The organism is Xanthomonas sp. NCPPB 1067 (genome assembly GCF_020783795.1).
In the GTDB taxonomy this organism is placed as follows: Bacteria; Pseudomonadota; Gammaproteobacteria; order Xanthomonadales; family Xanthomonadaceae; genus Xanthomonas; species Xanthomonas melonis.
The window spans coordinates 46,959-57,756 of sequence record NZ_JAJGQG010000029.1 but is presented as its reverse complement, the minus strand read 5'-3'; the positions used below and the strand labels follow the sequence as shown (position 1 = coordinate 57,756).

Annotated in this window: 7 protein-coding genes; 6 read left to right on the top strand and 1 reads right to left on the bottom strand. The window is 70.1% G+C overall.

The window, feature by feature from the left end; all coding sequences use genetic code 11:
• On the top strand, positions 1 to 1,183 hold a 1,183-nt coding region (locus LL962_RS17650), incomplete at its 5' end, for a hypothetical protein (protein WP_228317840.1).
• Between the two features lie 29 nt (positions 1,184 to 1,212).
• Here LL962_RS17650 and LL962_RS17645 read toward each other — a convergent pair.
• Positions 1,213 to 3,315, bottom strand: a complete 2,103-nt coding sequence (locus LL962_RS17645; protein ID WP_228317839.1) for a glycosyltransferase — start codon at positions 3,313 to 3,315, stop codon at positions 1,213 to 1,215.
• A 246-nt stretch (positions 3,316 to 3,561) separates the two neighbouring features.
• Here LL962_RS17645 and mrcB point away from each other — a divergent pair, with 246 nt between their 5' ends.
• From mrcB to LL962_RS17620, 5 genes are all read left to right on the top strand, one after another.
• On the top strand, positions 3,562 to 6,006 hold the full coding sequence (mrcB, locus tag LL962_RS17640) for a penicillin-binding protein 1B (RefSeq protein ID WP_228317838.1): 2,445 nt from the start codon (positions 3,562 to 3,564) through the stop codon (positions 6,004 to 6,006).
• Between the two features lie 13 nt (positions 6,007 to 6,019).
• A complete protein-coding gene (locus LL962_RS17635) occupies positions 6,020 to 6,544 on the top strand; it encodes a hypothetical protein (protein WP_104586564.1) in 525 nt (174 codons plus the stop codon).
• A gap of 378 nt (positions 6,545 to 6,922) precedes the next feature.
• Positions 6,923 to 8,914 (top strand): ATP-dependent DNA helicase, encoded by a 1,992-nt coding sequence (locus LL962_RS17630; RefSeq protein ID WP_228317837.1) that lies wholly within the window; start codon positions 6,923 to 6,925, stop codon positions 8,912 to 8,914.
• Between the two features lie 249 nt (positions 8,915 to 9,163).
• On the top strand, positions 9,164 to 9,883 hold the full coding sequence (tsaB, locus tag LL962_RS17625; RefSeq protein ID WP_228317836.1) for a tRNA (adenosine(37)-N6)-threonylcarbamoyltransferase complex dimerization subunit type 1 TsaB: 720 nt from the start codon (positions 9,164 to 9,166) through the stop codon (positions 9,881 to 9,883).
• Positions 9,880 to 10,797: an ADP-ribosylglycohydrolase family protein gene (locus LL962_RS17620; protein WP_228317835.1), complete on the top strand. Its 918-nt coding sequence runs from the start codon at positions 9,880 to 9,882 to the stop codon at positions 10,795 to 10,797. Before tsaB ends, LL962_RS17620 begins: the two co-directional genes overlap by 4 nt.
• The last annotated feature ends 1 nt before the right edge of the window (position 10,798 follow it).

Below are 10,798 nucleotides of genomic sequence, written 5' to 3'. Positions count from 1 at the left end.
AGCGGTTGCGGCAGGCGATGCCGCAGCAGCGCAGCGCGCGCTGGCGCTGGCCGGCGCGTTGGAGGTGCCGCAGGCACGGATCGCGCCGGTTGCGCTGCAGCTGCGCCGCCTGCAGGCGCAACTTACGGGGCTGGACGCCTTGCTGGCGCAGGCGGTGGCCGCACAGCGACAAGGCCGGCTGGATGGCACGCCGGACAGTGCGCTACCGCTGTTTCAACGCATCCTGACCCTGGCGCCGGAGCGGACCGATGCGCTGGAGGGGCGCGAGGATGCCCTTACCGATGTGTTGGCGCAGGCGCGCCAGGCGCTGGCCCGCGATGCGCTCGGCGAGGCCGCCGGTTTGTTGGCGGCCGCCAGGCGCTACGACCCGGGGCATGTCGATCTGCCATCGACCGAAGGGCAGTACCACCGCCTGCTGGACCAGCGCCGGCAACGCGCCGAGGCGTTGCTGCGGCGAGGGCGGCTGGCGCCGGCCGCGCGCGATTTCAACGCGGTGTTGGCGGCCGAGCCGCAGGACGCCGGGGCACGGCAAGGGCGCGAACGGGTGGCCGGCGAATACGCCGCGCAGGCCGCGCGGCAGGCAGCGGATTTCCGCTTCGACCAGGCAGCGCAGTCGCTGCACCAGGCGCAGGAACTGGCGCCTGGTCACCCGGCGATCGTCCAGGCCGAGCAGGCCATCGCGCGCGCGCGCGACGCGCAGCGCGGGCCGGAGACCGGGCTCTCGCGCAGCGTGCGCGAACGCCGTCTGCGTGCGCTGCTGCTGCAGGTGGCCGAGGCCGAGGCGCGCCAGCAATGGATGACGCCGCCCGGCGCCAGCGCCTACGACGCCGTGCGCGCTGCGCAGGCCCTGGCGCCGCGCGATCCCCGTGTGCTGCAGGCGGCCGCGCGCGTGGCGCCCGCCAGCCGGCGCTGTTTCGAGGACGAACTGCGCGACAACCGCCTGCGTGCGGCGCGCGGCTGCCTGGACGCCTGGCAGGCGCTCACTCCCGGTGGCGACGCGGTGGCCGACGCACGCCGCCGGCTGGCGCAGCGCTGGATCGCCGTCGGCAGCGAGCGCCTGGGGCAGGAGGATGCGGCCTTTGCCCGACGTGCGCAGGATCAGGCGCACCAGCTGGATCCCGGGCTGCCGGAACTGGCCGAGTTCACCCGCAGGGTCAGGGCGGTGAGCGAGCAGCGCCGGTAGGGAGTTTCAGCGCTGCTGTGCGCGCCGGCTCACTCGGCGAGGAACAACGCGCGTACCGTGTCGCGTGCGGCATCCAGCGAAAAATGCTCGGCCACGTTGCGCAGGCCGTTGTCCGCCAGGCGCTGCCATAGCGCCGCATCGCGGTACAGGCGCACGACGGCGCCGGCGAAGGCATCGGCCTGATCGGCCACGCAGACGTCGTCGCCATCGCGGAGATGCATTCCCTCCACCGCGCAGGTGGTGCCGACCACCGGTTGGCCATGCGCCATGCTGAGATTGATCTTGCCTTTGACGCCTGCGCCGAAGCGCAACGGCGCCACCGCGACCCGTACGTTGTCCATGAACGGCGTCAGGTCCGGCACATGGCCGTGCAACCGTACGCCGGGAGACTCCTCGGCGAGCAGCTTGAGCGCCTCGGGCAGGTCCGCGCCGATGCAGTGAAACACCACGTCGGGCAGTTCGGCGCGCACCAACGGGAAGATCGCGCTGATGAACCACTGCGCCGCGTCCACGTTCGGCGAGTGGCGAAACCCGCCGACGAAGACCAGATCGCGGCGTTGCGCGAAGGGCTGGCCGCTACCGGCCACCTCATGCAGATTCGACAGCAGGGCGGTGCGCAGCTGCGGCGCGTCCGCGCGCAGTTGCGCCTGCTCGGCGGCCGACACCAGCACGGTGACGTCGGTGGCCGCCATGATGTCCAGTTCGCGCGCGCGGGTGCGCTCGGCGCTGCGCAGCAGAGTGGCATCGCCGGCGAGTTCGGCGCCGCGGCGTTCGCGCAGGTAGTGCAGGTCCACGGTGTCGAACAGCGTGCGTGCCTGCGGAGCGTACTGTTTCAGTAGCGGCAGACAGGCGTGCGCCACGTGATGACGCACCAGCAGCACGGCCGCGAACCGCGCGCCGTGCGTGCGTAGCCAGCCGCCGATGCCGTCCAGGAAGGGGGCGTACCAGACTTCCACGCCCAACTGCTGCAGCGCCAGGGTATGGCGCCCGGCGTGTTCGCGCCGGGTGGGGACGAACACCACATGGGCGCCTTCCTCGCGCAGCAAGCGGATCAGGTTGAACTGTCGCAGCGATCCGGAGTCGCGGTCCGGTTGCGGCACGCATTCGTCCAGGATCAGCACCTGACGTTGCGCGCGGTGCAGCTGCGCCGGCCCCGGCACCGTGCCTGCTCGCAGCTGCTCCGGCAGCACGTGTCGCCACTTCTCGGCGAATACCGCCTGGTTGCGGACCTGGTAGGCCTTCACCCCGACCCGGGGATCGGTGCCATTGCTGGTGCCTTCGTCGTGCGCCACCACGCTGGCCGGTTGCACCAGGACCTGGTGACCGGCCGCGCGCACCGCGAATGCCAGGTCGGTGTCCTCGTAATAGGCGGGCATGTAGCGGCGATCCAGTCCGCCCAGCGTCTGCAGCAAGGCGCGCGGCAGCGCGATGGCCGCGCCCGAGCAGTAATCCATCGCACGCACGTAGGCGTAACGCGGGTCGTCGGCCGACTCGAAACGGCCATAGCTCCAGGCGCTGCCATCGGCGAACACCACGCCGCCGGATTCCTGCAGCCGCCCGTCCGGATACACCAGCTGCGCGCCGACCAGCCCAACGTCGGGAGCCTGGTCGAAGGTGTCGATCAGCCGATCCAGCCAGCCAGGCTGCGGAATGGTGTCGTTGTTGAGCAGCACCACATAGTCGCCGCGTGCCAGCATGATGCCGTCGTTGCAGGCAGCGATGAAGCCGCCGTTGCTGGAACGCCGGTGGTAGTGCAGACCCGTGATCCGCGGCAGCTGCTCGGTGGTGGCGTCGCTGCTGCCATCGTCCACCACCACGATTTCCACCGCCAGCTGCGGCGGATGCGCGGCCAGCGCGCGCAGGCAGGCCAGCGTATGCGCGATGTGGTTGTACACGGGAATCACCACCGTCACCCGCGGGCTGGCGCTATGCGGCAGCGCGAATGCGGCAAATGGCGCAGGCGGCGGCAACCACAATGGCGTGCCGAGCGCGACCGGTGGCGCCTGGGTGTGCACGCGGATGCGCTGCCAGGTGGCGCGCCAGCCACGTGTGCGCAGGCTCGCCACGCTGCGGTGGATCAGGCCGAGCACGCGGTTGAACAGATAACGCGCGTCGGCCAGGGACATCGACATTCCTTGAAAACTCCAGCGTGCAGCTCATGCAAGGTGACGCGCAGTCGTCGGGCAAGGCGTGGACGGCGCGGTGGACCCGCAGTGTACGAGGGGTGGCCGCCGATTCCGAGCATCGCCGGCGGGATGGTCCGCATGGGTGGACCGTGCGCAGCGTTTTGTAAGCCACGCTTAAGTCGACGGGGCCGGCGGGCGGCAGCCATGGCACCGCTGCGCTAGACTCGCCGGACTCTACATTCCCGCATCCCCGTGCCCCGACGCTACGACCACGACGATCCCGAAGACTTCGAGGACGACTCCCATGAGCAAGGCTCCCGCTGGCAACGCAGGCTGATCGTCTGGGGATTTGCCGCGTTCGCGCTTGCGCTCGGCTTTCTGATTCCCTACACGGTGTATCTGAACCAGCAGGTCAGCCAGCGGTTCGGCGAACTGCGGTGGCAGATCCCGACCCGGGTGTACGGGCGCCCGTTGGTGCTGGTTCCCGGCAACGCGCTGGACGCGGCGACCTTGAAGACCGAGCTGGACGCGGCGTCCTACCGCGACGATGGGCAGGCCAAGCTCGCCGGTACCTACCAGCAGGACGGCAGCCGTTTCACCATCGCCAGCCGTGGCTACAACGACGTGGATGGTGCGGTGCCGGCGCGCCGCATCGAGGTGGCGCTGTCCGGTGGTCGGGTGGCCAGCCTGCGCGATACCGGTACCCGCAAGGCGCTCAAGAGCGCGCGGCTGGATCCGGCGCGCATCGCCACCCTGTACGGGCAGAAGCAGGAAGAACGTCGCCTGGTGCGCATGGAAGAGGTGCCGGAGTTGCTGGTCACCGGCCTGCAGGCGGTGGAAGATCGCGACTTCAACAGCCACCACGGCATCGATCTGAGCGGCATGGTGCGCGCGGCCTGGATCATGCTGCGTTCGGGCGGGCAGGTGCGGCAGGGTGCCAGCACACTGACCCAGCAGCTGGCCCGCAGCGGCTTGCTGGGCATTGGCAAGGAGCAGACGCTGACCCGCAAGTTCAACGAGATCCTGTATGCGGTGATCATGGAGGCGCGCTACGACAAGCGCACCATCCTGGAGGCGTATCTCAACCAGGTGTATCTGGGCCAGCGTGGCGGGCAGGCGATTCACGGCGTGTCCTCCGGCGCGGAGCTGTGGTTCGGCCGCGAGCTCAACTCGATGACCACCGAGCAGATCGCGCTGTTGATCGGGCTGGTGAAAGGCCCTTCGTACTACGACCCCCGGCGTAACCCGGAACGCGCGCTGGACCGGCGCAACTTCGTCCTCGGCAAGTTGCAGGAGAACCGGCTGATCGACGCCGCCGAGTACAAGCGCGCACTGGCCGCGCCGCTGGGCGTGCCGAAGGAGCCGGGCCTGGTCGCCGCCAACCGTTTCCCCGCCTATGTGGATCTGGTACGGCGCCAGTTGGCGCACGATTACCCGGAAGGCGTGCTGCAGGGTGCAGGCATGAGCGTGCTGACCGGCATGTCGCCTTCGGCCCAGGCCTATGCCGAAGGCGCGGTGACCGGAACCATCAAACGCCTGGACAACAAGAAACGCCCGCCGCTGCAGGCCGGGCTGGTGCTGACGGACGTGCACAACGGCGACGTGCTGGCGGTGGTCGGCAGCCGCGACGTGGCCAAGCCGGGCTTCAATCGCGCGGTGGAAGCGCAACGGCCGGTGGGATCGTTGCTCAAGCCCTTCGTCTACATGCTGGCGCTGGCGTCGCCGGACCGCTGGGCGCTGTCCAGCTGGGTCGACGATTCGCCGGTGAGCGTGCGGCTCAGTCGCGGCAAGATCTGGTCGCCGGGCAACTCCGACAACCGCAGCCACGGCACGGTGCGGCTGATCGATGCGCTGGCGCATTCGTACAACCAGGCCACGGTGCGGGTGGGCATGCAGGTGGGTGCCGACCGCATCGCGCAGCTGATCCAGGTGCTGGCCGGGATCAAGGCCGACGCCAATCCATCGCTGATCCTGGGCGCCACCGACCAGAGCCCGTACGGCATGGCGCAGCTGTATCAGTTCCTTGCCGCCGGCGGGGAAATCCAGCCGTTGCACGCGGTGCGTGGGGTACTCGATCCGCAGGGCAAGCTGCTCAAGCGTTACGACAAGACGCCCGCGCCGGCGCAGGAAGGCGATTCGGTGGCTGCCAATCTGATCAGCATCGGCCTGCAGCAGGTGGTCAGCGGTGGTACTGCGCGGCAGCTGCTGGGCGATGGCCTGGGGCGCCTGGCGCCGGCCGGCAAGACCGGAACCTCCAACGACGGCCGCGACAGCTGGTACGCCGGCTACACCGGCGATCACCTGGCGGTGATCTGGATGGGCAACGATCAGAACGAACAGACCGGCCTGTATGGCGCCACCGGCGCGATGCGGGTGTGGTCGAGCATCTTCGCGCGCCTGCCCAGCGCGCCGCTGAAGGTCAGTGGCAAGGGGCTGGACTGGCAATGGGTGGACGCGGCCGGCACCGGGGTGACCGATGCGGGCTGTCCGGGCGCGCGCCAGTTCCCGTTCGTGGTTGGGTTCACGCCGGCCTTCGTCCCTTGCACCAGCACTGCACCGCCCCTCGAGGGCGCGCCGGGCGAGGCGGCTGCGCCTGCCGAGCAATCCGGCGGTGGCGGCTGGCGACGTTTCTTCGGTCTGGAAAAGAAGCCGGAAGAACCCGCACCCACGCCCGCAACGGCGCCCCCTGCGCAATGATTGGAGCCATCCCATGACCCGATTGCATCGTTTTCTCGCCCTGATCGGTGTGCTTGCCGCAGTCACCGCCTGTGTCAGTGCGCCGCCCACACCGCCACCGACCCCGGTGGACCCGACTACGCCGACGCAACGGTTGTTGCTGATCGAACGCGAGGCCGGCGCCGACGATACCGAGTTGTCGGTCCAGCCGCTGCGCGACCCGCAGGTGGACGATCTGCGCGAGACCGCCAAGACCCGCCGCCAGGCCGGCGATCTGGCGGGCGCGGCGGCGGCGCTGGATCAGGCGCTCGGGCTGGTGTCCGGCGATCCGGCGATCCTGCAGGAGCGCGCCGAAGTGGCGGTGCTGCAGGCCGATTGGCCGGCCGCCGAACGCTACGCCAAGCAGGCGGTGGATCTGGGCTCCAAGACCGGCCCGCTGTGCCGGCGGCATTGGGCCACCATCGAGCAGTCGCGACTGGCGCGCGGCGAGAAGGAGAATGCAGCCTCGGCCAAGACGCAGATCGCCGGCTGCACCGTGCCGGGAATGAAGCGCTATTGAGCGATGCACGCACCGGACGCGTTGCGCCCGGCCGGATCGCCGGCGGGAGCATGCAGCGCCGTCTGGTGCGTGTGCCAAGGGCCTGCGCCAGACGCGGACTGGGGCTGCCCGGCTTCGGTGATCCCGCGCAGTCAGATCTGTCGTTGCGTGGGCGCGGCGACGCCGGCACCCGCCGGTCTGGCGTGGCCTTTGCAGCGACGGCCGCATAGCCGATCCGCGACGTTCCGATAGCGGCACGGTTGCACCGGCATGGTCCCGGCGCCCGTATCGCCCGCGCATTGCGGGGGCCGCCGGTCGCCGACGGCCCGACCAGGATCGGGCAGCATCACCCCCCACGCGCTAGGCTGGCGCGTTTTCCACCCGCATCCGTTCGGTCCCATGTCCCAACTTGCCACTGCCAGCATCGAAGCGCTCAGCGAGGGCGGGGCGCTCGCGCGTCAGCTCGATGCGTTCGCACCGCGTGCAGCGCAGCTGCGCCTGACCGGTGCCATCGCCGAGACATTGGAGCAACGCGACGTGCTGCTGGCCGAAGCCGGCACCGGCACCGGCAAGACCTATGCCTATCTGGTGCCGGCGTTGTTGTCCGGACTGAAGACCATCGTCTCCACCGGTACGCGCGCGCTGCAGGACCAGCTGTTCCACCGCGACCTGCCGCGCGTGCGCGCCGCGCTCGGCGTCGGTCTGCGCAGTGCGCTGCTGAAGGGCCGGGCCAATTATCTGTGCAAGTACCGCACCCAGCAGGCGCGTGGCGAACCGCGCTTTGCCACGCCCGAGCAGGTCACCCAGTTCCAGCGCATCGTGGCCTGGAGCGGGCGCACCCAGTACGGCGACATGGCCGAACTGGACGCCCTGCCGGACGACTCGCCGCTGCTGCCGATGGTGACCTCCACCGTCGACAACTGCCTGGGCACCGACTGCCCGTTCTACAGCGAGTGCTTCGTGGTGCAGGCGCGCCAGCGTGCGCAGGCGGCCGACCTGGTGGTGGTCAACCATCATCTGCTGCTGGCCGATCTGGCGCTCAAGCAGGAAGGCTTCGGCGAAATCCTGCCGGGTGCGCAGGCCTTCGTCATCGACGAAGCGCATCAGTTGCCGGAGCTGGCGGCCAACTTCTTCGGCGAAAGTTTCGGTATGCGCCCGTGGCAAGAGCTGGCGCGCGATTGCATGGTGGAAGCGCGTCTGGTCGCCGGCGCGCAGGCCAGCCTGCAGGCGCCGATCCTGGCGCTGGACGATGCCTTGCGCAGTCTGCGCGCCGGGATGGAAGGGCTGCCGCCGCGTGGCACGCAGTGGCGGGCCCTGGCCAAGCCGCAGGTGCGCGATGGCTTCGATGCGGTGCTCTCGGCACTGGCGGGCTTGGGCGAGGCCTTGCTGCCGCTGCGCGAGGCCTCGCCCGGTTTCGATGGCTGCACGGCGCGAGCGCAGGAAGCCCTGAATCGGCTGTCGCGCTGGCTGGGCGAAGACCTGCCGGTGGCCGATTTCGCGCAGGATCCGCCGCAGCAGACAGTCGATAACGATGTGCTCTGGTACGAGCTGAGCCCGCGCGGGTTCCGCTGCCAGCGCACGCCGCTGGACGTGTCCGGACCGCTGCGCGAACACCGCGAAAAGTCGCAGGCGGCCTGGGTGTTCACGTCGGCCACGCTGGCGGTGGGTGGCGAGTTCGATCACATCGCCATGCGGCTGGGGCTGAGCGATCCGGTGACCTTGCTGCAGCCCAGTCCGTTCGACTGGACGCGCCAGGCGCTGTGCTATCTGCCGCCGAATCTGCCCGATCCGGCGGCGCGCGGCTTCGGCACTGCACTGATCGCGGCGTTGATGCCGGTGCTGGAGGCCTCCAACGGCCGTGCGTTCCTGCTGTTCGCCTCGCACCGCGCGTTGCGCGAGGCCGCCGACGCGCTGCGCGGCGCACGGTGGCCGTTGTTCGTGCAGGGCGAAGCGCCGCGCGCCACCTTGCTGCAGCGGTTCCGCGATTCAGGCAACGGCGTGTTGCTGGGCTCGGCCAGCTTCCGCGAAGGCGTGGACGTGGTGGGCGACGCGCTCAGCGTGGTGGTGATCGACAAACTGCCGTTCGCCGCCCCCGACGACCCGGTGTTCGAAGCGCGGCTGGATGCGATTCGCCGCGAGGGCGGTAACCCGTTCCGCGACGAGCAGTTGCCGCAGGCAGTGATCGCACTCAAGCAGGGCGTGGGCCGGTTGATCCGCAGCGAAACCGATCGCGGCGTGCTGGTGCTGTGCGATCCGCGACTGATCACCAAGAGCTACGGGCGCACCTTCATGACATCCTTGCCACCGTTTGCGCGCACGCGCGAGATTGCCGATGTGCAGGCGTTTTTTGAGGAGCCGGGACTGGGGACCGGGGACCCGGGACCCGGGTAAGGGCAGGGCCGAGGTCTCATGGCGGTCGCGTGTCGCGCTCGCGTGCAACAGCAACGGCGCAGGTGGCGCATTCAGGATGTCGCCTTGGCCCTCGAATCGCTCGGTTGAACTGCGCCTTCCCGCGTCCCCAGTCCCGGGTCCCCGGCCCCGGCCCCGGCTATTCGGCCGCCTCGGCCGCTCGAATCGATCGGTTAGACTTTGCGCCTTCCCGGGTCCCCAGTTCCGGGTCCCCGGCCCCGGCGCTCTTCCATGAACATCCTTGCTTTCGAAACCTCCACCGAAGCCTGTTCCGTGGCGTTGCACGTGGACGGCCGGGTCAGCGAGCGCTTCGAACTGGCGCCGCGTCGCCACGCCGAGCTGGCCTTGCCCTGGGCCGAGCAATTGCTGGCCGACGCCGGCATCGCGCGGCGCCAGCTCGATGCGATCGCGGTCGGACGCGGGCCCGGTGCCTTCACTGGCGTGCGGCTGGCGATCGGCATCGCACAGGGCATTGCCCTGGCCCTGGATCTGCCGGTGCTGGCGGTCTCCACACTGCAGGTGCTGGCCCTGCGCGCACCGGCAGAGGCGACGCATGTGCTGGCCAGCATCGATGCGCGCATGGGCGAGGTCTACGCCGGGGTGTTCGCGCGCACCACCGACGGACTGCTGGAACTGGCCCCGGAGCGCGTATGTGCCCCCGATGCGGTGGTCGTACCGGATGCGGTGCAGTGCTTGGCCGGGGTGGGAACCGGATTTGCGGCCGCCGACGCGTTGCTGCAGCAGCGCTTTGCCGCGCAGCTGAGCAGCGTGGATGCGGGCGCCTTGCCGCATGCCGCCGACCTGCTCGCGCTCGCCGTGCCCGCGCTGCACCGGGGCGAGGGGCTGGCGCCGGAGCGCGTGGAGCCGGCGTACCTGCGCGACGATGTCGCACTCACCCTGGTCGAGCAGCAGGCCGCGCGCGCCGTCAAGGCGGCTGGCATCGCCCCATGACCGGAGCGGATGCGCAACGCGCGCGCTTTCGTGGCTGCCTGCTCGGCTTGGCAGCCGGCGATGCGCTCGGCACCACGCTGGAATTCCGGCCACCCGGCAGTTTCACCCCGATCGACGACATGTGCGGCGGCGGCCCGTTCGCGTTGCGGGCGGGGCAGTGGACCGACGACACCTCGATGGCGCTATGCCTGGCGCACAGCCTGCTGCATCGGCAGGGCTTCGACGCCGCCGACCAGATGAACCGCTACTGCAACTGGTACCGGCACGGTTATCTCAGCAGCACCGGTGCCTGCTTCGATATCGGCGGTACCGTGCGGCAGGCGTTGGAACGCTATCTGGATGGCGGCCCGGCCTTCAGCGGCAGCACCGATCCGCGCTCGGCCGGGAATGGTTCGCTGATGCGGCTTGCGCCGGTGGTCATGTACTACGCGCACCGCCCGGACGAGTTGGGCGCGCGTGCCGCGGATAGTTCGCGCACCACGCATGCCGCCGCCGAGGCCCTGGACGCCTGCCGCCTGTTTGCGGTCCAGTTGAGGGTCGCCTTATTGGGTGGCACCCGTGAGCAGGTGCTGGGCGCGCCGTGCGCGGAACTGACCACCCCGACCGTGCGCGCCTTGTCCACGCGCGACCACGTGGCCGTGCCCGCCGCGCAGATCCGCGGCACCGGCTACGTGGTGGATGCGCTATCGGCGGCGCTGTGGTGCTTCGCCACCACCGGCACCTTCGCCGAGGCGGTGCTGCGCGCGGCCAATCTGGGCGACGATGCCGACACCACGGCCGCGATCTGCGGCCAGCTCGCTGGCGCGTTCTACGGCGTCGAAGGGATTCCCCCCGCCTGGCGCGAACGCGTGCAGGATGCGGCCGAGATCATGGCGCTGGCCGACCGATTGCACGCTGCGGCACAGCTGGCCTGAG

Coding starts and splice junctions, on each gene's coding strand:
- LL962_RS17630 (WP_228317837.1), top strand. CDS start 6,923: ATGTCCCAACTTGCCACTGCCAGCATCGAAGCGCTCAGCGAGGGCGGG.
- LL962_RS17620 (WP_228317835.1), top strand. CDS start 9,880: ATGACCGGAGCGGATGCGCAACGCGCGCGCTTTCGTGGCTGCCTGCTC.
- LL962_RS17645 (WP_228317839.1), bottom strand. CDS start 3,315: ATGTCGATGTCCCTGGCCGACGCGCGTTATCTGTTCAACCGCGTGCTC.
- tsaB (WP_228317836.1), top strand. CDS start 9,164: ATGAACATCCTTGCTTTCGAAACCTCCACCGAAGCCTGTTCCGTGGCG.
- LL962_RS17635 (WP_104586564.1), top strand. CDS start 6,020: ATGACCCGATTGCATCGTTTTCTCGCCCTGATCGGTGTGCTTGCCGCA.